Genomic DNA, 24,332 nt, shown 5'->3' on the forward strand with positions numbered 1-24,332 from the left:
ATGGCAGACCAGAACCCTTCCCGTGACCTGACCGCCGAGGACCTGCCCGTCCACTCCCGGCTGCTGCTGCGGATGGCCCGGCTCCGGCTCGGTGCCGACGACGTCGCCGCCGTCCGCGAGCTGGCGAGCCGCCCGGACCTCGACTGGGGCGCCTTCCTGGAGGCCGCCGCGTGGCACAAGCTGCTGCCGCTGATCGGCCGGCACGTCGACCGCCACCGGCTGGACCGCAAGTCCGGCGAACAGCCGGGCTTCCCCTACCCCTGGGTGTTCACCGGCGCCTACCTCGCCAACCGGGCCCGCAACCAGGGCCTGTCCGACGAGTTCGGCCGGGTCTTCGCCGAACTGACCGCCTCGGGGCTGCGGTTCGCGGTCCGCAAGGGCTTCTCCCTCGGCGAGGGCGAGTACCGCGACCCGGCGCTGCGCCGCATCGCCGACCTCGACGTGCTGCTGGCCCGCGAGGACGCCCGCGCCGCCCACGAGGTCCTGCTGCGCCTCGGCTACGTCCAGGGCAAGGTCGCCGAGGACGGCGAGCGGATCGAGCCGTACAGCCGCGAGACGCAGGCGTTCTGGAAGATGAACCTGAGCAACCAGCTGCCGTACCGCAAGCCCGGCGGCCGCCCGGACATCACCGACTTCAACGTCGACATCTGCCACGACATCTTCCAGAAGAAGTCCGGGATCAGCGCGGGCGCCGCCGAGCTGCTCGACCGCGCCGTGCCCGCCGTGCTGTGCAGCGCCCCCGCCTGGGAGCCCGCTCCCGACGACCGGCTCCTGGACCTCTGCTCGCACCTGCACAAGGAGGCCACCAGCCTCCACTTCATCGAGGACCGCCAGGACCTCCAGCTGAGCAAGTTCCTCGACCTCGCCCTGGTCGCGGGGGCCTGCGGGGAGGACGCCTGGCAGCGGTTCCTCAAGCGGGTCGCGTCGGTCGGCGCCGAGGCCATCGTCTACTACGCGCTGCACTTCACCGCCGTGCTCTACCCGGAAGCCGTCCCGGCCCACGTCCTGGCCGCGCTGCGGCCCGAGGACACGGACTACCTCGAACTGTACGGGTCCCTCGACGGCCAGAGCGCCCGCTGGGAACAGCCCTTCCTGGAGCGCCTGTTCAACGCCCGCCGGCACACCGCCGGGACCCTCTCCAACGTCCCGCTCCAGTGAGCGCCACCGCCGTGTCCCCGGCTTCCGCGACAGCGCCGGGCGCCACGGAGCAGGAGCCGGGACTGCTCGTCCTCAAGATCGGCGGCAGCCTGCTCTCCGACAAGCGGCACAGCGGGGAGACCGACCACGCGGCCATCGACGCGTACGCGCGCCTGGTCGCCGAACTGGTCGCCGCACGCCCCGGCCGGGTCGTCCTGGTCACCGGCGGCGGTGCCCTCTGCCACCCGGTCGGCCTGCGGATCAAGGCCGCGAAGGACGACCCGTACGCGGCCGTCGCCCTGACCGAACCGGCCTTCCGCATGCGCTGGGCGTGGACCACCGCGCTCCGCGCCCACGGGGTGCGGGCCGTGCCGCTCCAGACCACCTCGATGCTCAACGAACTGCCCGACGGCACCACCGTCACCGAGACCGGGGTGGTGTCCCGGCTCCTCGCGGAGGGCGCGCTGCCGGTGCTGTCCAGCGACTGCGTGGTCACCGCGGCCGGCACCCTGCGCATCCTCAGCAGCGACGACGTCCCCGGGGTGGTGCTCGACGCCGCCGTGGCCGCCGGCCCCGTCCGGGTCGTCGCCCTCACCGACGTGGCCGGCATCCACCTCGCGCGGGACCCGGACAGCCCGGTCCTGCCGTACCTCGACCCCGACGACCTGACCGCCGCGCGGCGGCTGTTCTGGGACGACGCGTGGGACGCCACCGGAGCCATGGAGGGCAAGGTCGAGGCGCTCGCCGCGCACGCCCGCCGCGGCGCCGAGTGCGTCATCACCCGCGGCGACCGCGGCCCGGGGGGCCTGCGGCACCTCTTCGCCCCCCTCGGCGCCTGGCCGGGCGACGTCCCCCGCACCCTGATCCGGCGCCGCACCCCCGCCCCCGCCGCCCGGCCGACCGACCGGGCCGCCGACCGGCCCACCGAACCGTCCCAGGAGGACCCCACATGACCGGCACGCCCGGACGGCCCGACCGCGTCGTCCTGCTGAACCCGGGGCCCGTCAATGTGCACGACCGGGTCCGGGCCGCCCTGGCGGGCCCCGACGAGTGCCACCGGGAGCCCGAGACCCAGGCGCTCCTGGGCACCGTCGCGGGCAAGATCACCGAGGTCTGCGGGGCCGACCGGGACAGCCACGCCGCGGTCCTGCTCACCGGCTCCGGCACGGCGGCCCTGGAGGCCGTCGTCAGTTCGGTCGTCCCCGCCGGGGGCCGCCTGCTGGTCCTGGACAACGGCCACTACGGCGAGCGGCTGCTCCGCATCGCGGACGTCCACGGCATCGACAGCGTCCGGCTGGAGTTCGGCTGGGCCGTCCCGCTCGACCTCGACGCGGTCGACCGCGCGCTCGCCGCCGACCCGGGCGTCACCCACGTCGCGGTCGTCCACCACGAGACCAGCACCGGCATGCTCAACCCGCTGCGCGAGCTGGGCGCGCTGGTCGACCGCCACGGGCGGTCCCTGATCGTCGACGCGATCAGCAGCCTCGGCGCCGAGGACCTGGACGTCGTCCGGGACCACGTCGACTGGTGCGTCGGCACCGCCAACAAGTGCCTGGAGGGCATGCCGGGCATCAGCTTCGTCTGCGCTCCCCGGGAGCGCCTCGACGCCCTCGCGGACGTGCCCGCCCGCACCTTCTACTTCGACCTGTCGGCGAACTACCGCGCCCAGGTCCTCAAGGGCAGCCCGCAGTTCACGCCGGCCGTCCAGGTGCTGCGCGCCCTCGACGCGGCCCTCGACCTCACCCTCGCCGAGGGCGTCCCGGCGCGGACCGCGCGCTACGCGGCCCGTGCCGCCGAGATCCGCGCCGGTCTGGAGGAGCGCGGCATCGACCTGCTCCTGCCCGCGGACCAGAGGGCCGGCTCGATCACCAACGCGCACCTGGCCAACGGCATGACGTACGACGAACTGCACGACGGTCTCAAGGAGCACGGCTACGTGATCTACGCGACCCAGGAGAAGTCCGCGGGCGTGTTCCGCCTCGCCAACATGGGCCAGTTGACCGCCACCGACATCGCGGGCTTCTTCCGCGCCTTCGACGAGGTCGTGGCCCGGTGCGCGCCCTCGCCTTCCTGACCCCCAGCCGAAACCCCCTACCCGGGCCCACCGCCGGAACGCCGAGCCGGGGCCCCGGGCCGAGAAGAGAAATGGAGCGGTGAGCCGGTGACAACCGACCATTCCGTGAACGCTGCGCCGATTCACCTGGCGATCGTGGGCGGCGGCCCGACCTGCACGTACGTCCTGGAACGCCTCGCCGCGCTGGTGCGCGACCGGCGGGACGCGGTCGCCCTGGAGATCGTGATCTACGACCTCTCGGGCGAGTTCGGGCCCGGCCAGGTCCACAGCCCTGACCAGACGAGGACCAGCTACCTCAACCGCGTCGTCGGCCAGGTGGCCTTCGCCGCGGACGAGAGCGTCGTCGACGCCGGCCCGCTGCTGTCCGCGTCCGAGCGGCCCACGCTGCTCGACTGGTGCCGCAGGAAGTTCGAGGAGACCGGCGACCCGGTCTACGACATGGTCGCCGAGGACTGGCCCAAGCGGTTCGTGCACGGCGAGGCCCTGCGCGACCAGTTCCGCGGGTACGTCGAGATCCTGCGCGCCGCCGAGGGCGTCGAGGTGACCCTGCGGCAGGCCGAGGTCGTCGACCTGGAGGAGCGCGGCGACCGGTTCGCCGTCCTCACCGCCGACGGCGCCCCCGCCTACGAGGCCGACTACGTCCTCATGCTCACCGGCCACTCGTCCAACCGGCCGGAACTGGACCCGCGCCAGGCCCACCTGGCCCGGTTCGCCGACGCGCACCCGGGGGCGCACCTCATCCCCTCCGCGTACCCGCTGGAGCGGTCCCTGGACCCGGCGCACACCGGCCCGGGCACCACCGTCGCCTGTCTGGGCATGGGGCTCACCGGCATCGACGTGCTGCTCTACCTCACCGAGGGCCGCGGCGGCAGCTTCGAGCGGGACGCCGACGGCGAGCTCGTCTACCGCCCGTGCGGCGCCGAACCCGACTCCATCGTCGCGTTCAGCCGCTCCGGCCTGTTCACCTTCGCCCGGCCGTACAACGAGAAGGAACGCGACATCGCGGCCCTGGAGTACAAGGGCCCCTTCCTCACCACGGCGGCCGTGGCCGGGCTGCGGGCGACCGTCGGCGTGCCGAACGTCATCGGCGGCGCCCCCAAGCGCCAGCTCGACTTCGAGCGGCACGTCTTCCCGCTGATCCTCCTCGAAATGGCGCTCATCCAGTACGGGGTGCTGTACGGGACGGAGTTCCGCCGGGCGGCGATCCGGGCCGCGCAGCCGGCGTACGAGAAGTTCCTGGCCGACGCGGACGCCTTCGCCGACCACCACGAGGCCGGCGCGTTCCTCGTCGCGCCCGTCGAGGACCTGGCGCGGGACCTCGCGGACCGGGTCGACGACGTCCTGGCCGGCCGTACCGCCCTCGCGGTGTACGGCGACGGCGGGTCCGCCGGCGTCCTGCCGCCGGTCGACCGGGCGGTGCGCTCCTTCCTCACCGTCGTGTACGGCGCCGAACGGGCCGGGGCGCTGCTCGCGGAGGCCGGCGACCCGCACGCCTTCGCGGCCGCGGTCGCGGCGGCCGAGTCCCCGTGGCGGCACGCCACGCGGGCGGCCGACCACCGGTTCTCCTGGGAGCGGACCATCAACCCGGTGCCGGTGCCCGAGGGCGGTTACGCGAGCCCCGAGGAGTACGTCGAGACGTTCCTCGACTTCCTGGACCGGGACATCCGCTGGGCCGCCCAGGGCAATCTGAGCAACCCGGCGAAGGCGGCGGCCGACGCCGCCTGGCGCGACATGCGGGGCGTCGTGATCGAGGCGGTCGACTTCGGCGGGCTGCTCGCCTCCTCGCACCGCACCTTCCTCAACGTGTACACGCCGCACCACAACCGGCTGTGCCAGGGCGCCTCGGTGGAGGCGATGGAGAAGGTCACCGCGCTGATCAAGAGCGGCCGGGTCGACATCTCGGTCGGTCCCGGCGCCCGGGTGGAGTGCGACGAGGAGCGCGGCCTGTTCCGCGTCAGCGGCCCGGCCACCGGTGCCGAGCGGTACGCGGACGCCCTCGTCGACGCGCGGGTCCACGGCTTCGACGCCGAGCGCGACGTCATGCCGGTCTACCCGAACCTGCTGCGCCGCGGCATCGTCCGCAAGTGGGCCAACCCCGGTATCGGCGAAGCCGACTTCGTCCCCGGCGGCCTGGACCTCACCCCCGAGTTCCACCCGGTCCGCGCCGATGGCAGGGTCGAGTCCCGGATCACCTTCCTGGGCCCGCCCAGCGAGGGTGTGATGTACCACCAGATCGGCGCCCTCCGACCGAACAAGGACCACCACGTCATCCGGGACATCCTCTGCTGGATCCACGCGTTCATGCCGCAGGAGTCCCCGGCCGGGGGGAAGACGAAGGAACTCGAAAGGAACCCGTCATGAGCACCTCCATCGACTACACCGCACCCGAGTACGGCGGCGTCGACGTCCCCGAGCGGCTCAAGGAGATCCGCGCCGCGCACGACAGGCTCCGGGCCGCCGCCGCGGAGATCACGGAGGAGGGCGCCCGTGAGGCCGTCCACCTCCCGGGCTGGACGCGCGGCCACGTCCTGATCCACCTCGCCGACCTGTCGCGGGCGTTCGCCCGCCAGGCCCGGTACGCCGCCGAGGGCAAGTCCGTCGAGGTGTACGACGGCGGGCGGCCCACCCGCGACCGGCGCATCGAGGAGCTGCACGGCGAGCCGGTCGCGTGGCTGCGGGAGCAGCTGGAGGAGGGCCTGACCGCCCTGGAGGAGGCCTGGGACGCGCTCGGCCCCGACGGCTGGGAGCTGCCCTGCTCGTACCGGAACTCGCCGCTGTTCGCGACCCAGCTCGCGTGGTGGAGGGAGACCGAGCTGCACACCGTCGACCTCACCGTCGGCTACGGCTCCGCGGAGTGGAGCACCGCGCTCTCCTCGCACGTGGTCTCCTTCCTGAAGGGCCGGCTGCCGCAGGGCGTCGCCCTGCACGCCGAGGACACCGGCCAGGAGTGGTCCACCGCGGCCGAGGGCGCGACCCCGGTGGTGGTCCGCGGCTCGCTGCGCGCGCTGGCCGCCTGGATCTCCGGCCGTCCGCACCCGGTCCTGCCGGTCGCGGACGGCGACCCGGCCGCGGCGCTGCCCGAGCTGACCGCCTGGCCGTAGGACACCGGTGGGGCGGGCCCGCACCCCGCGGGCCCGCCCCGCCCCACCCCGCACACGCCGGCCGTGTGACACCCGTACGTACTCCGGAAGAGAGTTCCCTCCCCATGACAGACGCCCAGACCCTGACCGCACGGCCGCCGGCCGCCACGGGGCGCGAGAACGCGCAGCACGCGCAGAGCGCCGCCGAGGCGCTCGTCCAGGCCTTCGTGGACCGCGGGTTCACCCACTTCACCGGTGTCCCCTGCTCGCTCCTCAAGGGCGTCTTCCGGGTGCTGGAGAGCGGGGAGGGCCCCGCCGGGACCGTCTCCTACCTGCCCGCGCCCCGCGAGGACTCCGCGCTCGGCGTCGCCTCGGGCCTGTCGGCGGCCGGCGCGAAGCCCGTCGTCCTCATGCAGAACTCGGGCCTGGGCTACTCCCTGAACGTGCTGACCTCGCTCAACCTCATCTACGACCTGCACGTGCCGCTGATCGTCAGCTGGCGCGGCCACGACGGGAACGACGCGGTCGAGCACGACATCATCGGCCGCGAACTGCTCAACCTCCTCGACGTGTTCGGCCTGCGCCACACCGTCTTCGACCCGAGCGACCCCCACGGCTCCGTCGAGCGCTGCCTCGCGGCCGCCGAGGACGGACGCACCACTCCCGTCCTCATCGTCAAGGAAGGCATCTGAGCATGTTCGGCATCCAGGACGCGATCCGCGCGGTCACCGAGAAGTTCCCCACGTCCCTGTACGTGTCCACCTGCGGGTTCATCACCCGCGACCTCTACAACACCGCCGACCGGCCCGAGAACTTCTACCTGGTCGGGTCCATGGGCATGGCCGCCCCCGTCGGCCTGGGCGTGGCGCTGGCCCGGCCGGGCCGCCACGTGGTCGTCCTCGACGGCGACGGTTCGTTCGCGATGAACCCCGGCGCGCTGCCGATGATCGCCGAGCACGCCCCGGACCTGGTGCACGTCGTCCTCGACAACGGCGTGCACGAGAGCACCGGTGGTCAGCGCCCGGTGCGCATCGCCGACCCGGTGGGCATGGCGCTCGCCGCCGGCTACTCCGCCGCGCACAGCGTCTCCTCGCCCGAGGAGCTGGCCGCCGTACGGCCCGAGCCGGGCGTCACCACCCTGCTGCACGTCGCCTGCGCCCCGCGCGGCGCGCACGCCGGCAAGCGGGTGGAGTGGACCCCGCAGCAGCTCGTCGAGCGGTTCCGCGCCGCCGCGGCCGCCTGACACCCCCCACGGACACGGATAGGAGCACGCGCACCATGGAAGACACCGCCGCGACCACGTCCGGGCAGGCGGAGCGGGTCCACAAGGTCCTGCTCGCGGTCCTGGGCGGCTCCGTCGACGTCTCCTCCCTCGGCCCCGGCGCCGACCTGTGGGAGGCGGGCATGGACTCGCTGCTGAGCGTGAGTCTGCTGGTCGCCCTGGAGGACGAGTTCGACGTCGAGTTCCCCGACGAGCTGCTGACCCGCGAGACGTTCGCCTCGGAGGCCGGCATCACCGCCGCCGTCACGACCCTGGCGGCGGCCGCGTGACGGCCGCCCCGACCCCCGCCGGGACGGGCACGACCGCCGGCCCGGCCGGACTGGGCGCGCTCCCGGTCCGCTCCACCCGGCTGGTGGACCTCAACCTCCTCTCGGTACGGATCTCCAGCAACCTCGAGGCCTTCGACGCCTACGCGTACTTCTCCCGCGAGGCGCCCGCCGGAACCGAGCCGGACCACGAGATCGTCTGCGTGGACCTGGACCGGGACCCGTACGACCCGGAGGTGCTGCGGGGGCTCTGCGACCGCACGCTGCGGGCCAAGCGCTTCCGCTCGGGCTACTACCTCAACCACATCTTCGGCGACCCCGCGTACCTCGTCACCGAGGGCAGGCGCTCGTACGTCTTCGGCCGCCGCCTGGAGCGCACGGTCTGGCCGTACTTCGTCAAGCGGATCCTCACCGACTTCGCGGTCGACCACGGCTACCTGCACCTGAAGGCGGGCGGTTTCACCTTCGACGACGGCGCGGCCACGCTGCTCGTCGGGCCCAACGCCGGCGGCAAGACGGTGTTCCTCACCCAGGCCTGCCTGGACGGGGCGCGGTTCCTCACCAACACCCATGCGCTGGTGCGCGACGGGGAGGCGCACGCCGTGCCCTCGGCGGTACGGGTCCGGCGGGCCCCGCAGTTCGAGCGGCTGATCGAGGAGCACGGGCTGACCCCGCACCTGGAGAGCGGGGACTTCGTGGCCGCGCCGGAGCTGCTGTTCGCGGGCGCGCCCAGCGACAGCGGGCGGGTCCGCAACATCGTGATCACCGACTTCTCCCCCGGGCGTCCGGGGGGCTTCGCGCGGATCACCGCGGAGCAGGCGGGCCTGTTCCTCGGCCTGTTCTCGGACGGGGTGGTCAACTACGGCCTGAAGGACGACCTGCTGGACCATCACGGCGGCGACCTCGACGCGTTCACGGCCACCCTGGCCGGACTGCGCGCACAGCTCACCACCCTGGTCGAGGGCGCCCGCTGCTACCGGGCGAACGTCGACATGCTCGATCCGCTCGTCCGCAAGACGGTGCTGGCGGAGCTGAGGGCGTGACGCCGCTCGTCGTCGGAGTGGTGCTGTTCGCCGCGGTAACCCACGCGAGCTGGAACGCGATCACCCACCGCATCAAGGACGAACTGGCCTGCCTGAGCCTGGTCGGCGCCGGACGCACCCTGTCCGGCGCCGTCCTGGCGTGTCTGGCGCCGCTCCCGTCGCCGGCCGCCTGGCCGTACCTGATCGCCTCGGTCCTCCTGCACATCGGTTACCAGGTGGCGCTGATGCGCTCGTTCCGGCTGGGTGACTTCGGGCAGGTGTACCCGATCGCCCGGGGCGTGGCGCCGCTGCTGGTCACCCTGTTCGCCGTCTTCGCGCTGGGCGAGCACCTGGTGGGGGCCGGCGCGGCCGGGATCGCGGTCGCGACGACCGGGATCGTCGGCCTGGCGCTGTGGGGGGTCAGGGACCGGACCGGCCGGCCCAGCGGTCCGGCCGTGGCGATGGCCGCGACCACGGGCCTGATGATCGCCGTGTACACGGTGGTGGACGGCGTCGGTGTCCGCGAGGCCGGCGCGGCCCTCGGCTACATCGCCTGGCTGATGCTCCTCGACGGTCTGGCGATCCCCGCGTACGCGGCGGTCACGCTCCGCGGCGCCCTGCTCCCGAGGCTGCGCCCCGTCCTGCTGCCGGGCCTCGTCGGGGGCGTGCTGTCGGTCGTCTCGTACGGTCTGGTGCTGTGGGCGCAGACCAGGGCGCCGCTCGCGCCGGTGGCCGTGCTCCGCGAGTTCAGCGTGATCGCCGGCGCCGCGATCGCCGCGTTCTTCTTCAAGGAGCGCTTCGGCGGCCCGCGCATCGCCGCCGCCACCCTGATGGTCGCGGGCATCGCGCTGATGCTCGGCACGTCATAGGAAGCACGACACAGGAAGGAAGTGTCCGGTTTGCCCACGGAGACAGAACGCAAGTACCTCGTCGTCGCGGACGACCCGCGCTGGCGCGCCCTGATCCGCGCCACGCACACCCTGCGCCAGGGCTACCTCACCACGGACCGCTCCCCCGAGGTCCGGATCCGGGTCGTCGACGACAACGCGGCCTTCCTCACCGTCAAGGGCCCCCGCTCCGGTCCGACCCGGGCCGAGTACGAGTACCCCGTCCCCGTTCCGGACGCCCTGGAACTCCTCGCCCTCTGCACCGGACGCGTCCTGGAGAAACGGCGCCACTCGCTCCCGGACGACTGGATCGTCGACGAGTACACCGGTGTCCACGCGGGCCTCACGGTGGCCGAGATCGAGTGGCGGGGCGACCCGGCCGTCCCGCCGCCCGCCCCTCCCTGGGCCGTCAGGGACATCACCGGCGACCCCGCCTACTCCAACGCGACCCTGGCGCTCCGCCCGTAAGTCCCGTCCTTCTCCTCCGCCCGGCGCCCGGACGACGAAAATCCCGCCCGATCTTGCGATCGGACGGGATTCCCGTTGTCTGTGGACCTGTGGGGATTTGAACCCCAGACCCCCTCGATGCGAACGAGGTGCGCTACCAGACTGCGCCACAGGCCCTTGCGACGTGTGAAACATTAGCACCCCGACCGGCGAGAACAAAAATCGCTTCCGCCGCAGGTCAGCCGAGGGCGTCGGGGAGGGCTCCCCCGATCGGCTCGTGCCGGTACCGCCACCGGATCTCGGTCAGGGCGTCCTCCGCCTCCCGGCGGATCTCGGGGTGGGGGTGGTCGAGGAACCGCTCGGCGAGCGGTGTCGCCGCCTTGTCGTACGTGGAGCCGAGGGCCGACAGGACGTAGGCCAGGAGCGGGGGGTCGAAGCGGTCCGCCGCGTCGGCGAGCGGTTTCACGAGCGGGAGGGGGAGCGTGTAGCGCGTGCCCGCCGTGCAAACGGCGTACAGGGCGGATTCCAGGACTGCCCTGTCCTCGTCGCCGGACAGGGCAACCCCGACCATGCGTCCGACGGCCCGCTCGGCGTCCTCCTGCGTCAGCAGACCCGCCTCCAGGACGTCGCTGATCTCGTCCAGGCGGAAGTCCCGGTGCGGCGTGGCCGGGTCGTCGAATTTCTCCCAGGCCTTCTCGATCCGGGCCGTGAGGCGCGCGTAGCCGTCCATGTCCACGGGCGGGAGCCTAGGGCCTGTCCGGCGGGGTCACTCGTTGGCGGCCCGGGGGCGGTCGTCGTCCGCGTACTGGTCGAAGAGCGGGGTGCGGCCGTGGTCGCGGTCGCGGCGCGGGGCGGCCGGGCGCTTGCGGGGGGCCGGGGCGGGGGCCGGGTCGGCCGCCGTGGAGGAGCGGGCCGCGCTCCAGGTCTCCGGGTCCGTGATGTCGACGCCGCTCGACGCGCGCGGGGCGACCGGGGCGGTGACGTACGTGGGCAGCGGGACCGGGACCGGGTCCCAGCTGTCGCCGCGGGCCGGGCCGCGGTCGCGCTGCTGGTCCACCCACTCGGCGTGGTCGGTCTGTTCGACCAGGGCGCGCCGGTCCGCCTCCTGCGGGGAGACCGCCGGGGCCGTCGCGGGCGCCTGGTCGGCCTCCGGTTCGGGCGTCGGGGCGGGGCGGCGGCTCTCGCGCAGCCGGGCGGCCGCCGCCTCGGCGCGGCGCCGGTCCATCACGTACACGAAGCGGCGCCGCTCCTGGATCCGCAGGTGGACGATGTACGCGCTGAGGAGCAGGGCGGGGACGGCCGGCGCCCACAGGAAGGGGAGGCCGCCGACGGCCGCGACGACCGCGCCGAGGGTGAAGGCGAGGAAGAGGACGATCGTGGTGCGGCGGCGACGGGCGAGGACCTTGCCGCGGCGGGCGCGCTCGGCGGCGCCCCGTCCCGCCCCGGGCGCGGGCTCGGGGTCGCGGTCCGGCGCGCGGTCCGGGAGCTCCAGGCGCGCCTCCGTCCTGGCCGCGGGCGCGGAGAAGGCCCGGACGTCGACCGAGCTGAGGTGCTCGGTCGCCGCGTCCGGGTCCACGTCGGGCGTCGGGCCCTGCGCCGTACGGTCCCGCTCCTTGAGCTCCTTGGCGTAACGGCGTTCCATGCCCGCCCGTCCGGAAAGCAGCCGGATGGCGGTGCTGAAGCGTTCCGTTGGACGGGCTTCGTTCAGCTCGTCCTGCCTGCGGAGCCACATCGGTACCAAGTAGGCGGCCCAGGCCCCGACGATGACTGCGTAGATGAGGCCGCTGCTGCTCACGCTTCACACGGTAGAGGGGTTCGCACGGGGGCATAGGCCAATTGGCCCGGTGTGTCGCACGATCTGGCTGATATCACTGAACTTTTTTGTGATTGTTCAGATCGATTGACTGCCAACTCCCGATTGAATTCGAACACTTATTTCATTCTCGCCTGGCGCCAACGCCTCAGCAGTCCTTCCGGCACCTCTTCCGCCGTGAGCGCGAAGACCAGGTGGTCCCGCCACGCCCCGTCGATGTGGAGGTAGCGCGGCCGCAGCCCCTCCTCGCGGAAGCCCAGCTTCTCCACGACCCGGCGCGAGGGCCCGTTCTCCGGGCGGATGCACACCTCGACGCGGTGCAGGCCGACCGTGCGGAAGCAGTGGTCCACGGCGAGCGCGACCGCCGTCGGCATCACCCCGCGCCCGGCCACCGCGCTGTCCACCCAGTACCCCACGTGCCCCGAGCACATCGAGCCCCAGGTGATCCCGGCCACCGTCAACTGGCCGACCAGCCGCCCCTGGTACTCGATCACGAACGGCAGCATCCGGCCCGCGTTCGCCTCCGACCGCAGGTGGCGCACCATCTGACGGTAGGTCGGGCGCCGGGCGGCCGGGCCGCCCGGGGACGGCGGCGGGACCGTCGCCTCCCACGGGCGCAGCCACTCGCGGTTGCGCCGGTTCACCTCGCGCCAGGCCGCGTGGTCCCGCATCCTTATCGGCCGCAGGACCACCTCGCCGTCGACCAGGACCGCCGGCCAGGACGGGATCACGACGGTCTCGGATGGTCGCCGCCGCGGATCTGGTCGACGGCGTGCCTCAGGAGCGGCTCCAGGACGGCCAGGCCGTCCCGCACGCCGCCCGTCGAGCCCGGCAGGTTCACGATCAGGGTGCGGCCCGCGACCCCGGCGAGGCCCCGGGAGAGGGCCGAGGTCGGCACCTTCTCCCGGCCGTACGCGCGGATGGCCTCGGGGATGCCCGGGATCTCCCGCTCCAGGACGCGGCGGGTCATCTCGGGGGTCAGGTCGGTGGGCGAGATGCCCGTGCCCCCGGTGGTGACCACCAGGTCGTACCCGGCGTCCACGGCCGCCCGCAGCGCCGCCTCGACGGGCTCGCCGTCCGGGACGACCTGCGGGCCCTCGACCGCGAACCGCAGCGCGGTCAGGGCCTCGGCGATCAGCGGGCCGCCCTTGTCCTCGTACACCCCGGCCGCCGCCCGGTTGGAGGCGGTGACGACCAGGGCCGCGTAGGCGTCCGCCGGGGTCTCCCCCGGCACGGCGGGCGCGGTCGGCTCCGGGTGCCCGTGGGTGCCCGCCACCCGTCCGGCGCGGGTCACGACTCGCCCCGCGCCCAGCGGCCCGACTTGCCGCCCGTCTTCTCCTCCACCCGCACGTCGGAGATGACCGCGCCCTTGTCGACCGCCTTCACCATGTCCACGACCGTCAGGGCCGCGACCGAGACCGCCGTCAGGGCCTCCATCTCCACGCCCGTGCGGTCCGTGGTCTTCACGGTCGCCAGGATCTCGACCGCGTCGTCCGCGACCGACAGGTCGAGCGTGACGCCCGAGACCGCGAGCGGGTGGCAGAGCGGGATGAGGTCCGGGGTCCTCTTCGCGCCCATGATCCCGGCGATCCGGGCGGTCGCGAGCGCGTCGCCCTTCGGGACGCCCTCGCCGCGCAGCAGCTCGATCACGCGCGGCGAGACGAGGACCCGTCCGCTGGCGCGTGCCGTGCGGGCCGTGACGTCCTTCGCGGAGACGTCGACCATGCGGGCCGCCCCCGCCTCGTCGATGTGGGTGAGACCTTGCTGCGTGCTCATGGCCGTGACACTCCCGGTCGCTGTGTGGGACGAGACACCGTACCCCCACCCTGGCCCCCTCAGCCGAGGAGGACCACTTCCAGCTCGGCGCCCGGAGCCACGGCCTCCGTCTCCTCCGGGACCACGATCAGGCAGTCCGCGTGCGCGAGGGCCGCGATCAGGTGGGAGCCGGCACCGCCCACGGGAGTGACGGCGCCGGTCTCCCGGTCGTACACCCCGCGCAGGAACTGGCGGCGGCCCGCCGGGGACCGCAGGGGGCCGTCCGCGTCCAGGACCGCGCGCGCCCGGGGCCGGTGCAGGTCCTCCACGCCCATCAGGGCGCGGATCGCGGGCCGGACGAACAGCTCGAAGGAGACGTACGAGGAGACCGGGTTGCCCGGCAGGGCGAGCAGCGGGATCCGCTCGGCGCCGATCGCGCCGAAGCCCTGCGGCTTGCCCGGCTGCATGGCCAGCCTGCGGAAGTCGACCTCTCCGTCCGCGGTCAGCGCCTCCTTGACCACGTCGTACGCGCCGACGCTCACCCCGCCCGTGGTCACGAGCAGGTCCGCCCGGATGAGCTGGTCCTCGATGGCGGAGCGCAGCGACTCCGCGTCGTCGGCGACGGCCCCCACCCGGTAGGCCAGGGCTCCGGCGTCCCGGGCGGCGGCGGCGAGGGCGAAGCTGTTGGAGTCGTGGATCTGCCCCGGTCCCAGCGGCTCGCCCGGCTGGACCAGCTCGCTGCCGGTGGAGATGACGACGACCCGGGGGCGGGGCCGCACCCGCACCGTGCCGCGCCCGATCGCGGCGAGCAGGCCGATCTGCGGCGGCCCGAGGACCGTGCCGGCCGCGAGGGCCGGCTCGCCGGCGCGGACGTCGCTGCCCCGCGCGCGCACGTGGGCGCGTGCCTCGGCGGCGCGGTGCACCCGGACCTCGCCGGCCGCGCCCCCGGGGGAGGTGCTGGCGGCGCTCATGCCGGTGGCCGCGCCCCCGCCCGTACCGCCGTCGGTCCACTCGACGGGGACGACGGCCTCGGCGCCGGGCGGCAGCGGGGCGCCGGTCATGATCCGGGCGGCCTGGCCGGGACCGACCTCGGGCAGGCCGTCCGCGCCGGCCGCGACGTCGCCGATCACCGTGAGGACGGCGGGGAACTCCTCGGTGGCCCCGGCGACGTCGGCGACCCGGACCGCGTAGCCGTCCATGGAGCTGTTGTCGAAGGGGGGCAGCGCGACCGGCACCGTCACGTCCTCGACGAGGACGCAGCCCTGGGCGTCGAGGAGTTGCAGCTCGATGGGTTCGAGCGGGGTCACGGAGGCGAGGACGTCGGCCAGGTGCTCGTCGACCGTCCACAGGTCGCGGGCCGGGCCCGCGCAGGGGTCGTGCGCGCCCTTCTCCCGGTCCTCGTCGTGGTCGTCGTGGGACGGCGACGGTGCCGTGCTGCTGCTCAAGGCCTACATCTCCTCGCTGACGTATCTCCGGAGCCAGGCCCGGAAGTCCGGTCCCAGATCTTCACGTTCGCACGCGAGTCTGACAATGGCACGCAGATAGTCGCCGCGGTCGCCGGTGTCATAGCGGCGCCCCTTGAAGACGACCCCGTGCACCGGGCCGCCGATCTTCTCGTCCGAGGCGAGCTTCTGCAGGGCGTCGGTCAGCTGGATCTCCCCGCCGCGGCCCGGCTCGGTCTCCCGCAGGGTCCCGAAGACGGCCGGGTCCAGGACGTAGCGGCCGATGATCGCGTAGTTGCTGGGCGCCTCGCCCGGTCCGGGCTTCTCGACCAGGTCCGTCACCTTCACGACGTCCCCGTCGCCGGTGGCCTCGACGGCCGCGCAGCCGTACAGGTGGATCTGCGAGGGCTCGACCTCCATCAGGGCGATCACGCTGCCGCCCTCCCGCTCCTGGACCTCCACCATCCGCGCGAGCAGCGGGTCGCGCGGGTCGATCAGGTCGTCGCCGAGGAGGACCGCGAAGGGCTGGTCGCCGACGTGCGGGGCGGCGCACAGGACGGCGTGGCCGAGGCCGCGCGGGGCGCCCTGGCGGACGTAGTGCATGGTGGCGAGGTCGCTGGGCTCCTGGACCTTGGAGAGGCGCTCGGCGTCGCCCTTGCGGCTCAGGGCCTCCTCCAGCTCGTAGTTCCGGTCGAAGTGGTCCTCCAGGGGGCGCTTGTTCCGGCCGGTGATCATCAGCACGTCGGAGAGGCCGGCCGCGACGGCCTCCTCCACGACGTACTGGATGGCCGGCTTGTCGACGACCGGCAGCATCTCCTTCGGCGTCGCCTTGGTCGCCGGGAGGAAGCGGGTGCCGAGGCCGGCGGCCGGGATGACAGCCTTGCTGATCCGGCCGAGCCTGGGGAGCGACTGATTCATGCGGTGCACCCTAACGGTTCGGAATGAGAGAAAGATGTGGCTCCGATTAACTTCCTCCGCATAAAGGCAGTTACAGGAGCTTCGCGTATTCACGGAGGACCGTCATGACACCGGAGATGTCCGAAAAGACCTTGCTGCGCAGCCGACTTCTGGGGGCCCGCGCCGCGCTGACCCCCGAGTTCCTCGCGGAGTCGGCCGGGTCCTTCGCCCGGCAGGGGGCGGAACTGCCCGAGCTCGCCGGGGCGTCGACCGTCGCCGCGTACGTCTCCGTGGGCCGCGAGCCGGGCACGCGCGCGCTGCTCGACGCGCTCCACGCGCGCGGGGTGCGGGTCCTGCTGCCGGTGCTGCTCCCCGACAACGACCTGGACTGGGCCGCGTACGAGGGTCCGGACCGGCTCGCGCGGGCGGGCCGGGGGCTCCTCGAACCGGTCGGGCCCCGGCTCGGCCCGGAGGCGGTGTGCGAGGCGGACGCGGTGCTGCTGCCGGGGCTCGCGGTGGACGCGCGCGGGATGCGGCTGGGGCGGGGCGGCGGCTCGTACGACCGGGTCCTCGCCCGGCTCGCACGGGCCGGCGGGGACCCGGCCCTGGTGGTCCTCCTCTACGCGGACGAGGTGGTCGGGCGGGTTCCGGAGGAACCGCACGACCACCCCGTGCACGCGGTGGTGACCCCGGAGGCGGTGATCCGTTTCCGGGCCGCCCCCGCGCCTAAGGCCTGAGGACCGGCGCGTCCTCCGCCACGGCCCGACCGCTACGGCTTGAGGACCAGTGTGTCCTTCGTCGCCGCGTCGACCGCCGCCTTGCCGTGGGCCCAGTCGTACAGGTCGCCCTTCGCCCACGCGTCCGTCTGGTCGGTGTAGTGCGTGTGGAAGGCGTGGCCGGAGGCGCCGGTGAGGTTGATCCACCGGGACTTGTCCCAGTCGCCGACGTTGACGACCATCCGCATCGACGGCACCCAGATGACCTCGTAGCCGCCGGCCGCGTTCCAGCCGGTGGCGTCGACGGCCGCCTCGCCGCCGCCCAGGTTCCACGGGCCGCGGTTGAGGAGCCGCTGCACGACGCCGGGGCCGGCGGTGCCGAGGGTCTGGTTCTTCAGGGTCAGCTGGTGCAGCCGGCCCCAGCTCCAGGTGGAGACGTCCTTGCCGAGCTTGGCGGTCAGCTCCCAGCGCGCGTCCTTCATGGCGCGGGCGAGCAGCTGGTCACGGGTCTCGGTGGCCTGGTCGGTGCGGTTGCCCGGGGTGGTCCACCACTCGCTCTTCTCCTGCTTGAGGAGCGGGCGGACGACCTCGTACCAGCGGTCGCCGCCGTCCGGCTGCGCCGAGTCGGGGTCGCGCTGGCCGCACTCGCGGACGAGCTTGTTCTGCTCGTCGACCGGGCCGGTGGCGTCGGCCGGGCGCACGTTGATGCAGTCGCCCTCGGCGCGCACCTCCTTGGGCAGCTTGTTGCCGAAGGCGAGCTTGAGGACGTTGCGCCAGACCGCGTTGAAGTAGGCGGCGGCGGCCGAGTCGGGCTCCTGGGTGTAGTCCCAGCCCTCCAGGAGCTTCTGCGCCTCGCGGACGTGCGGGTCGGCGATGTCGATCTTGAGCAGGAGCGGGTTGAGCAGGGTCGCGATCTCGCTGCGGTTGTCGGTCTGCATGGTCCGCATGTCGTCCGGCGAGATCTTGCCGCCGTCCTTGATCTTCGACTCGATCAGGTCGTTGATCCGCTGGCTGCGCGAGCCGTAGCCCCAGTCCTTGGTGAGCAGGGCGGAGTAGTTCTTCGGGTCGATCACGGCCTGGTTGGCGGTGACGATGTAGCCGCGGTCCGGGTTGTACTCATAGGGCAGCTTCTCGAAGGGGATGTACTGCTTCTTCCACCCGTACGAGGAGTCCCAGCCGGGCGCGGGCAGGGTGCCGTCGCCCTTGGTGCGCTGCGGGATCCTGCCCGGCGACTGGTAGCCGATGTTGCCCTCGGTGTCGGCGTAGATCAGGTTCTGGGACGGGACCTCGAAGTTCTCGGCGGCGGCCCGGAAGGAGGCGAAGTCCTTGGCGCGGTCGATGGCGAAGATCGCGTCCATCGACTTGCCCGGCTGGAGGGCGGTCCACTGGAGGGAGACGCCGTAGCCGGTGCCGCGGTCGGGGGCGGCGTTGCCGACGGGGGCCTTCTGGCCGACCGCCTCCAGCTCGGAGGAGCGGTCGGAGACGAGCGGGCCGCGCTCGGTGGACCGCACGGTGATCCTGCGGTCGGCGCCGCCGGCGACCTTGATGGTCTCCTCGCGGGTGACGAAGGGCTTGACCTTGCCGTCGACGAGGTAGCCGTCGGGGCCGATCTTCTCCAGGTAGAGGTCGGTGACGTCGGCGCCGAGGTTGGTGAGGCCCCAGGCGATCTTGTCGTTGTGTCCGATGATCACACCGGGCATGCCGGAGAAGGTGTAGCCCGAGACGTCGTAGCGGCAGGTGGCCGAGACCGAGCGGCAGTGCAGGCCCATCTGGTACCAGAGGGACGGCAGCTGCGGCGCGAGGTGCGGGTCGTTGGCGAGCAGCGGCTTGCCGGAGGTCGTGTAGCGGCCGGCGACGACCCAGGAGTTCGAGCCGATGCCGTTGCCGTTGGGGCCGAGCAGGTCCGGGACGCCGTCGAGGACCTCGGAGAGGGCGGCGAGCTGGGACGTCATGCCGTCCGAGGCGCCGGAGCCGTTGTCCGAGCCGCCGGAACCCGTGGAGCCGTTGTCCGAGCCGCCGGAGCCCGTGGAGCCGTCGGCCGAACCGTCCGAGCCGCCGGTCGAACCGTCCGAGCCCTCCGAGCCGGCCGGGTTGGTGCCCGGGGTCTCGCCCGTCCCCAGCTCCTCGTCGTCGCCGCCCTTGCCCGCGGGGTCGAACTTCCCGGTGGAGTCGTCCACCGCGCCCCCGTCCACGATCGGCTGGTGGAGCGCGTACGGGTACTCCGGGTAGAGCTGCTCGATCTGCGCCGGGGTCAGCCGGCTGGTGAGCAGCGAGCGGTCGATCTCGTCCTGCATGTTGCCGCGCAGGTCCCAGGCCATCGCCTTCAGCCAGGCCACCGAGTCGACCGGGGTCCACGGCTCGATCGTGTAGTCGTTGGTGAGGGCCAGGGCCGCGTACTCGACGGAGACGTCGCCCGGCTTCCGGTCCTTCAGGTAGGCGTTCACGCCCTCCGCGTACGCCTGGAGGTACTTCTTGGTCTCCGGCGACAGGACCTTGTCGTACTCCTCCTGCGCGACCCGGCGCCAGCCGAGGGTGCGCAGGAAGGAGTCCGTCTCGACCTGGCCCTCGCCGAACATCTCGGAGAGGCGGCCCGCGGTCACGTGCCGGCGGACGTCCATCTCGTAGAACCGGTCCTGCGCCTGGACGTAGCCCTGCGCGCGGAAGAGGTCCTGCTCGTTGTCGGCGTAGATCTGCGGGACTCCGAGGGCGTCCCGCTTCACCTCCACCTGGCCCGAGAGCCCGTCGAGGCGGATCTCGCCGGTGGTCTGCGGGAACGAGCCCCGGACGGTGCTGACACCCCAGTAACCGCCGGCCCCGACGCCCGCGACCAGCACGAGGACCAGGAGGACGAGGAGCAGGCGGGCACGCCGCCCTTTCTTCTTGGCGGGGGGCGCGGACGTGTTGGAGGGCATCGCTGTCCTTCGAGGGGCAGGGTGGTCCTGGAGTACGGGAGCCACCTTAGGCGCAGCGTCCGGACGGCTCGGACTCGGTGTCAGGAAGAGAACCGTACTGGTGAGCGGGTGAGCCACCGGGAAGCCGTCAAGAAAACGTTAAAGATTAGGTAAGGTAACGAAGTGTCGTCCGCTGGAGGAACGATCCAGCCGCATATGAGGGGAAGGACCGGGCACTGACTGTCCACCAGCTCAACGAACTCCTGCTCGTCAGCTCGCTCGTGCTGCTGATCGCCGTCGCGGCCGTGCGGATCTCCTCCCGGAGCGGCCTCCCCAGCCTCCTGCTGTACCTGGGGATCGGCGTCGCCATCGGGCAGGACGGCATCGGCAACATCGCCTTCGACAACGCCGGGCTGACGCAGGTCATCGGCTACGCGGCCCTCGTCGTGATCCTCGCCGAGGGCGGCCTCGGCACGAAGTGGAAGGAGGTCAGGCCGGCCCTTCCGGCCGCGGCCGTCCTGTCCACCGTCGGCGTCGCGGTCAGCGTCGGCGTCACCGCCGCCGGCGCCCACTACCTCGTCGGCCTGGAGTGGCGGCAGGCCCTGATCATCGGCGCCGTCGTCTCCTCCACCGACGCCGCCGCGGTCTTCTCCGTGCTGCGCAAGGTGCCCCTGCCCTCGCGGGTCACCGGCACCCTGGAGGCCGAGTCCGGCTTCAACGACGCCCCCGTCGTCATCCTCGTCGTCGCCTTCTCCACCGCCGGACCGATCGACCACTGGTACGTGCTCCTCGGCGAGATCGCCCTGGAACTCGCCATCGGCGCGGCCGTCGGCATCGCGGTCGGCTTCCTCGGCGCCTACGGGCTGCGGCACGTCGCCCTGCCCGCCTCCGGCCTCTACCCGATCGCCGTCATGGCCATCGCCGTCGTCGCGTACGCCGCCGGCGCCCTGGCCCACGGCTCCGGGTTCCTCGCGGTCTACCTGGCCTCGATGATCCTCGGCAACGCCAAGCTGCCGCACGCGCCCGCGAACCGCGGCTTCGCCGAGGGGCTCGGCTGGATCGCGCAGATCGGCATGTTCGTCCTGCTCGGCCTGCTGGTCACCCCGCACGAACTGGTGAACGACTTCTGGCCCGCCGTCGTCATCGGCCTGGTCCTGACGATGGTCGCGCGGCCCCTGGAGGTCCTGGTCAGCCTGCTGCCGTTCCGCATCCCCTGGCAGGAGCAGGCCCTCATGTCCTGGGCCGGCCTGCGCGGAGCCGTCCCCATCATCCTCGCCACCATCCCGATGGTGGCGCAGGTCGAGGGCAGCGAGCGGATCTTCAACATCGTCTTCGTCCTGGTCGTCGTCTACACCCTCGTCCAGGGTCCGACGCTGCCCTGGCTGGCGAAGGCGCTCAGGCTCGGTGCCTCCTCGGACGCCTCCGACCTCGGCGTGGAGTCCGCGCCCCTGGAGCGGCTGCGCGGCCACCTGCTCTCCGTCGCCATCCCGGAGGGCTCCCGGATGCACGGCGTGGAGGTCGCCGAACTGCGCCTCCCGGCCGGAGCGGCGGTCACCCTCGTCGTACGGGAGGAGAAGAGCTTCGTACCGGGGCCCGCGACCGTCCTGCGGCACGGCGACGAGCTCCTGGTCGTCGCCACCGACCCGGTGCGGGACGCCACGGAGCGGCGGCTGCGGGCGGTCGGGCAGGGCGGCAAGCTGGCCGGCTGGCTCGGCACGGGCGGCGGCTCGACGGCGCTCGGCCCGCCACCGGGGACGGAGACGCGGTTCCACCGGGCGGGGCGCCGGCAGAAGAACCCTGCCGACTGAGACCTGGCCCACACCGATCCCCGTGATCGCAGGAATCGATTCGAAGGGGGGAGCGTTTCCCAGGCGGGAGGACGCTCCTTCCCTGTACCATGAAGGCACACCTGATCGAACCAACTCTGCCTGACGCAGAGCTGGCGCGACCGTATGGCGGCCGTGGCGCCCCTCCGCAGTGGGGCCGGCCCGGTATCTACCGCAGTTCCGCGCATGAGGACAGCTCTCGGCGACACCCGCACCACCGTGCACGGGAAGCGCTACCAGGCGGCGGAAAGGCAAGGACCGTGGCGTCCACGGTCAACACGGGCACGGTCGACACCGACAAGCGGCCCGACACGGGCAAGCGGCCCGGTTACGGACAGCTGCTGCGCACCCCCGGCGCACTGTCCTTCCTGCTCCCCGGGTTCGCCGCCCGGCAGCCCTTCGCGATGCTGACCATCGGCATCGTCCTGCTCGTCCAGCACACCACCGGCTCCTTCGGCAGCGCCGGCGCGGTCGCCGCCGTCACCGGCGTCTCCATGGCGCTCTTCGCGCCGCAGAGCGGCAAGCTCGCCGACCGGTTCGGCCAGCGCGCCGTCCTGGTCCCCGGCGTCCTCGTCCACACCGCGTCCGTCGCGCTGCTCGTGGTCCTCGCCCTGGCCGGCGCCCCGCTCTGGGCGCTGTTCCTGGCCGCCGTGCCCGCCGGCGCCTCCGTGCCGCAGGTCGGACCGATGGTCCGGGCCCGCTGGGCGGCCAAGCTCGACGGCACCCCGCTGATGCCGACGGCCGCGGCCTTCGAGTCCGTCACGGACGAGTTCACCTTCGTCGTCGGCCCCGTCCTGGCCACCGCCCTGTGCACCGGCGTCCACCCGGCCGCCGGTCTGATCGCCGAGGCCGGCCTCACCCTCGTCGGCGGCCTGTTCTTCGCCGCGCAGCGCGCCACCCAGCCCGCGTACGGCCCGGCCGCGTCCCACGCCTCCGAGCCGCACCGCTCGGCGCTCTCCGTGCCCGGCGTCCGCGTCCTGATCGTCGCCTTCCTCGGCATCGGCTCCGTCTTCGGCGGCATGCAGGTCTCCCTGACCGCCTTCAGCGAGGAGATCGGCAACCCCGGCGTCAACGGCCTGCTGTACGGGGTCTTCGCCGCCGGCAACATGCTCGCGGGCATCGCCATGGGCGCCGTCGCCTGGAAGACCGGCCCCCTGCGCCGCCTGATCCTGGGCTACGCGGGCCTCACCGTCGCCGCGTCCCTGCTGTGGTCCGTGCACTCGGTGCTGCTCCTCGGCGCCCTGGGCCTGGTCGTGGGCCTGTGCATCGCCCCCGCCCTGATCACCGGCTACACCATCGTGGAGACCCTGATCCCGGCGTCCGCCCGCACGGAGGCCTTCACCTGGCTCACCGGCGCGGTCGCGCTCGGGCAGGCGGCGGCCGTCACGGTCGCCGGCCGCCTCGCCGACGCCCACGGCGCGAGCACCGGATTCCTGGTGCCGCTGGCGGGCACGGCACTGGCCCTGACCACGCTGGTCCTGCTGCGGTCGCGGCTCAGGCCGCGCGAGGCGAGCCGGGTCGCGGCGCGTGGTGTCGGTCACCGCGTGCCGGTGGCGGTGGACTGAGGCCACGGAATACGTCAGTATGGATCGTCGTTAGCACTCGATGAGTGTGAGTGCCAGGAGGAAGTCACGTGCCGACCTACCAGTACCAGTGCACCGAGTGCGGCGAAGGCCTCGAGGCGGTGCAGAAGTTCACCGATGACGCGCTGACCGAGTGCCCCAGCTGCAAGGGCCGCCTGAAGAAGGTGTTCTCGGCCGTCGGCATCGTCTTCAAGGGATCCGGTTTCTACCGGAACGACAGCCGCGGTTCGTCGTCCAGCAGCTCGCCCGCGTCGTCCGCGGCGAAGTCCTCGACGTCGGCCCCGGCCCCGTCGGGCTCGTCGTCGGACGCGAAGCCCGCCGCTTCGGCCGCGTCGTCGTCCTCTTCCTCCTCGGCGTCCGCGTCGAGCACCGGAAGCTCGGCCGCCTGATCTCGTTCCTCCCCGAGGGCCCCGTCGCGTGCGACGGGGCCCTCGGGCGTGTCCGGGGCCGGTGCGAAGGGGGCGGGTCCCCGAGGAGGGGGCGGGTCACTCGGGAGGGCGCGGGTCACTCGGGAGGATGAGGGGGTTTTCCACAGGCGCCGGGTGATCCCCAGGGCGGAGCGGGACGGCGGCGGGGCGGGGAGAGTGGGAGTCGCTTTCCCGCTCCTTCCCTCCCTTCCCACTCCTTCCCTTCCTTCCCTCTCCGGACAGGCGGTGCCCCGTGACGACCACGCACAACTCCCCCTCCCCCGTCTCCGTGCCGGCACCGTGTGCGGTGCCGGTTTTCGAGCCCGTACGGGTACGGGGTGCCCGACCGCGGTTGCACAGGGCGCTGCGCCGGGGACGGCGGGCGCCGGTGGTGCTCCTGGCGCTGATGGCGGCGGCGCTGGCCGTGGCGGGGGCCGTGAGCGGCAGGCCGTCTCCGGGGAGCACGAAGGCCACCGCCGTCTCCCCCGTGCGCCCCGCGCCGGCCGTCCCCCTGGTGTCCGCGCCGGTGCGGATCGCCGACGCCGCGACCGTGCGGCTGCTGCGGCCCGGGGACCGGGTCGACGTGGTCGCCGCGCCCCACGCGCCGCCGGGCGGGGAGGCCGAGGCCCGGGTGGTGGCGTCGGGCGCCCGGGTCGCCGAGGTCCCCCGGGCGGACGGGGACGGCCCGGACGCGGGGGCGCTCGTCGTGCTCTCCGTGCCCCGGGCGACGGCCGCGACGCTGGCGGGCGCCGGTGCCACGTCCCGGCTCGCGGTGATCGTGTGTTGATTCGCACGCACACACCGTCG

Annotated in this window: 24 protein-coding genes and 1 tRNA gene; 16 read left to right on the forward strand and 9 right to left on the reverse strand. The window is 73.2% G+C overall.

The window, feature by feature from the left end; translation table 11 throughout:
• The 11 genes from OO47_RS12515 to OO47_RS12565 all read left to right on the forward strand — a co-directional run bounded on the left by OO47_RS12515 (position 1) and on the right by OO47_RS12565 (position 10,216).
• Positions 1-1,158 (forward strand): nucleotidyltransferase domain-containing protein, encoded by a 1,158-nt coding sequence (locus tag OO47_RS12515; RefSeq protein WP_030216884.1) that lies wholly within the window; start codon positions 1-3, stop codon positions 1,156-1,158.
• Between the two features lie 11 nt (positions 1,159-1,169).
• Positions 1,170-2,090 carry an amino acid kinase family protein gene (locus tag OO47_RS12520; RefSeq protein WP_158708656.1) on the forward strand — a complete coding sequence of 307 codons (921 nt, stop codon included), beginning with the start codon at positions 1,170-1,172 and terminating at the stop codon, positions 2,088-2,090.
• The gene (locus tag OO47_RS12525; protein WP_030216889.1) at positions 2,087-3,211 is read left to right on the forward strand and encodes a pyridoxal-phosphate-dependent aminotransferase family protein; all 1,125 of its coding nucleotides are present in this window, start codon (positions 2,087-2,089) and stop codon (positions 3,209-3,211) included. The genes OO47_RS12520 and OO47_RS12525 overlap by 4 nt, the downstream gene beginning before the upstream one ends.
• A 105-nt stretch (positions 3,212-3,316) precedes the next feature.
• Positions 3,317-5,572 (forward strand): FAD/NAD(P)-binding protein, encoded by a 2,256-nt coding sequence (locus OO47_RS12530; protein ID WP_234323148.1) that lies wholly within the window; start codon positions 3,317-3,319, stop codon positions 5,570-5,572.
• Positions 5,569-6,312: a maleylpyruvate isomerase family mycothiol-dependent enzyme gene (locus OO47_RS12535; RefSeq protein WP_033208944.1), complete on the forward strand. Its 744-nt coding sequence runs from the start codon at positions 5,569-5,571 to the stop codon at positions 6,310-6,312. The genes OO47_RS12530 and OO47_RS12535 overlap by 4 nt, the downstream gene beginning before the upstream one ends.
• Before the next feature lie 104 nt (positions 6,313-6,416).
• Entirely contained in the window at positions 6,417-6,983 is a 567-nt protein-coding gene (locus tag OO47_RS12540) for a thiamine pyrophosphate-binding protein (protein WP_078489614.1), read from the forward strand.
• 2 nt (positions 6,984-6,985) lie between these two features.
• On the forward strand, positions 6,986-7,534 hold the full coding sequence (locus OO47_RS12545; RefSeq protein ID WP_030216901.1) for a thiamine pyrophosphate-dependent enzyme: 549 nt from the start codon (positions 6,986-6,988) through the stop codon (positions 7,532-7,534).
• A 35-nt stretch (positions 7,535-7,569) separates the two neighbouring features.
• Positions 7,570-7,842 carry a phosphopantetheine-binding protein gene (locus OO47_RS12550; RefSeq protein WP_063831897.1) on the forward strand — a complete coding sequence of 91 codons (273 nt, stop codon included), beginning with the start codon at positions 7,570-7,572 and terminating at the stop codon, positions 7,840-7,842.
• Between the two features lie 50 nt (positions 7,843-7,892).
• Entirely contained in the window at positions 7,893-8,882 is a 990-nt protein-coding gene (locus tag OO47_RS12555) for a FomB family phosphonate monophosphate kinase (RefSeq protein WP_030216906.1), read from the forward strand.
• Positions 8,879-9,730, forward strand: coding sequence for an EamA family transporter (locus tag OO47_RS12560; RefSeq protein WP_030216907.1), 852 nt, complete (start codon positions 8,879-8,881; stop codon positions 9,728-9,730). The genes OO47_RS12555 and OO47_RS12560 overlap by 4 nt, the downstream gene beginning before the upstream one ends.
• 30 nt (positions 9,731-9,760) lie before the next feature.
• Entirely contained in the window at positions 9,761-10,216 is a 456-nt protein-coding gene (locus tag OO47_RS12565; RefSeq protein WP_030216909.1) for a CYTH domain-containing protein, read from the forward strand.
• A gap of 82 nt (positions 10,217-10,298) precedes the next feature.
• On the opposite strand, the gene OO47_RS12570 is transcribed toward OO47_RS12565, so the two are convergent.
• The 8 genes from OO47_RS12570 to galU form a co-directional block, all read right to left on the reverse strand.
• Positions 10,299-10,372 (reverse strand) — tRNA-Ala (locus OO47_RS12570).
• Between the two features lie 61 nt (positions 10,373-10,433).
• The gene (locus OO47_RS33970; protein ID WP_051716148.1) at positions 10,434-10,931 is read right to left on the reverse strand and encodes a HEAT repeat domain-containing protein; all 498 of its coding nucleotides are present in this window, start codon (positions 10,929-10,931) and stop codon (positions 10,434-10,436) included.
• Positions 10,932-10,961: 30 nt separating this feature from the next.
• On the reverse strand, positions 10,962-11,990 hold the full coding sequence (gene sepX / locus OO47_RS12580) for a divisome protein SepX/GlpR (protein ID WP_030216913.1): 1,029 nt from the start codon (positions 11,988-11,990) through the stop codon (positions 10,962-10,964).
• A gap of 137 nt (positions 11,991-12,127) precedes the next feature.
• Positions 12,128-12,739 (reverse strand): GNAT family N-acetyltransferase, encoded by a 612-nt coding sequence (locus tag OO47_RS12585; protein ID WP_030216914.1) that lies wholly within the window; start codon positions 12,737-12,739, stop codon positions 12,128-12,130.
• Positions 12,736-13,302 carry a MogA/MoaB family molybdenum cofactor biosynthesis protein gene (locus OO47_RS12590; protein WP_078489616.1) on the reverse strand — a complete coding sequence of 189 codons (567 nt, stop codon included), beginning with the start codon at positions 13,300-13,302 and terminating at the stop codon, positions 12,736-12,738. Before OO47_RS12590 ends, OO47_RS12585 begins: the two co-directional genes overlap by 4 nt.
• On the reverse strand, positions 13,299-13,784 hold the full coding sequence (gene moaC, locus OO47_RS12595; protein ID WP_030216918.1) for a cyclic pyranopterin monophosphate synthase MoaC: 486 nt from the start codon (positions 13,782-13,784) through the stop codon (positions 13,299-13,301). The genes OO47_RS12590 and moaC overlap by 4 nt, the downstream gene beginning before the upstream one ends.
• A gap of 59 nt (positions 13,785-13,843) precedes the next feature.
• Positions 13,844-15,208 carry a molybdotransferase-like divisome protein Glp gene (gene glp / locus OO47_RS12600; protein WP_030216919.1) on the reverse strand — a complete coding sequence of 455 codons (1,365 nt, stop codon included), beginning with the start codon at positions 15,206-15,208 and terminating at the stop codon, positions 13,844-13,846.
• A 3-nt stretch (positions 15,209-15,211) separates the two neighbouring features.
• Positions 15,212-16,123, reverse strand: coding sequence for a UTP--glucose-1-phosphate uridylyltransferase GalU (gene galU / locus OO47_RS12605; protein WP_030216921.1), 912 nt, complete (start codon positions 16,121-16,123; stop codon positions 15,212-15,214).
• A gap of 104 nt (positions 16,124-16,227) precedes the next feature.
• On the opposite strand from galU, the gene OO47_RS12610 reads away from it, so the two are divergent.
• Positions 16,228-16,839 carry a 5-formyltetrahydrofolate cyclo-ligase gene (locus OO47_RS12610; RefSeq protein WP_030216925.1) on the forward strand — a complete coding sequence of 204 codons (612 nt, stop codon included), beginning with the start codon at positions 16,228-16,230 and terminating at the stop codon, positions 16,837-16,839.
• Between the two features lie 32 nt (positions 16,840-16,871).
• On the opposite strand, the gene OO47_RS12615 is transcribed toward OO47_RS12610, so the two are convergent.
• Positions 16,872-19,730: a penicillin acylase family protein gene (locus OO47_RS12615; RefSeq protein ID WP_030216928.1), complete on the reverse strand. Its 2,859-nt coding sequence runs from the start codon at positions 19,728-19,730 to the stop codon at positions 16,872-16,874.
• 260 nt (positions 19,731-19,990) lie between these two features.
• Here OO47_RS12615 and OO47_RS12620 point away from each other — a divergent pair, with 260 nt between their 5' ends.
• From OO47_RS12620 to OO47_RS12635, 4 genes are all read left to right on the forward strand, one after another.
• The gene (locus OO47_RS12620; protein ID WP_033208947.1) at positions 19,991-21,517 is read left to right on the forward strand and encodes a potassium/proton antiporter; all 1,527 of its coding nucleotides are present in this window, start codon (positions 19,991-19,993) and stop codon (positions 21,515-21,517) included.
• Positions 21,518-21,795: 278 nt separating this feature from the next.
• On the forward strand, positions 21,796-23,100 hold the full coding sequence (locus OO47_RS12625; protein WP_051716149.1) for an MFS transporter: 1,305 nt from the start codon (positions 21,796-21,798) through the stop codon (positions 23,098-23,100).
• A 68-nt stretch (positions 23,101-23,168) separates the two neighbouring features.
• A complete protein-coding gene (locus OO47_RS34940; protein WP_033208948.1) occupies positions 23,169-23,507 on the forward strand; it encodes an FmdB family zinc ribbon protein in 339 nt (112 codons plus the stop codon).
• A 370-nt stretch (positions 23,508-23,877) separates the two neighbouring features.
• Positions 23,878-24,312 carry an RcpC/CpaB family pilus assembly protein gene (locus OO47_RS12635; RefSeq protein WP_234323149.1) on the forward strand — a complete coding sequence of 145 codons (435 nt, stop codon included), beginning with the start codon at positions 23,878-23,880 and terminating at the stop codon, positions 24,310-24,312.
• The last annotated feature ends 20 nt before the right edge of the window (positions 24,313-24,332 follow it).

Origin of the sequence: Streptomyces bikiniensis (genome assembly GCF_000716625.1) — a bacterium.
In the GTDB taxonomy this organism is placed as follows: Bacteria; Actinomycetota; Actinomycetes; order Streptomycetales; family Streptomycetaceae; genus Streptomyces; species Streptomyces bikiniensis.

Bases quoted from the DNA above. Each gene is read 5' to 3' on its own strand.
- OO47_RS12515 (WP_030216884.1), top strand. From the start codon at position 1: ATGGCAGACCAGAACCCTTCCCGTGACCTGACCGCCGAGGACCTGCCC.
- OO47_RS12525 (WP_030216889.1), top strand. From the start codon at position 2,087: ATGACCGGCACGCCCGGACGGCCCGACCGCGTCGTCCTGCTGAACCCG.
- OO47_RS12535 (WP_033208944.1), top strand. From the start codon at position 5,569: ATGAGCACCTCCATCGACTACACCGCACCCGAGTACGGCGGCGTCGAC.
- OO47_RS12540 (WP_078489614.1), top strand. From the start codon at position 6,417: ATGACAGACGCCCAGACCCTGACCGCACGGCCGCCGGCCGCCACGGGG.
- OO47_RS12545 (WP_030216901.1), top strand. From the start codon at position 6,986: ATGTTCGGCATCCAGGACGCGATCCGCGCGGTCACCGAGAAGTTCCCC.
- OO47_RS12550 (WP_063831897.1), top strand. From the start codon at position 7,570: ATGGAAGACACCGCCGCGACCACGTCCGGGCAGGCGGAGCGGGTCCAC.
- moaC (WP_030216918.1), bottom strand. From the start codon at position 13,784: ATGAGCACGCAGCAAGGTCTCACCCACATCGACGAGGCGGGGGCGGCC.
- galU (WP_030216921.1), bottom strand. From the start codon at position 16,123: ATGAATCAGTCGCTCCCCAGGCTCGGCCGGATCAGCAAGGCTGTCATC.
- OO47_RS12610 (WP_030216925.1), top strand. From the start codon at position 16,228: ATGACACCGGAGATGTCCGAAAAGACCTTGCTGCGCAGCCGACTTCTG.
- OO47_RS12615 (WP_030216928.1), bottom strand. From the start codon at position 19,730: ATGCCCTCCAACACGTCCGCGCCCCCCGCCAAGAAGAAAGGGCGGCGT.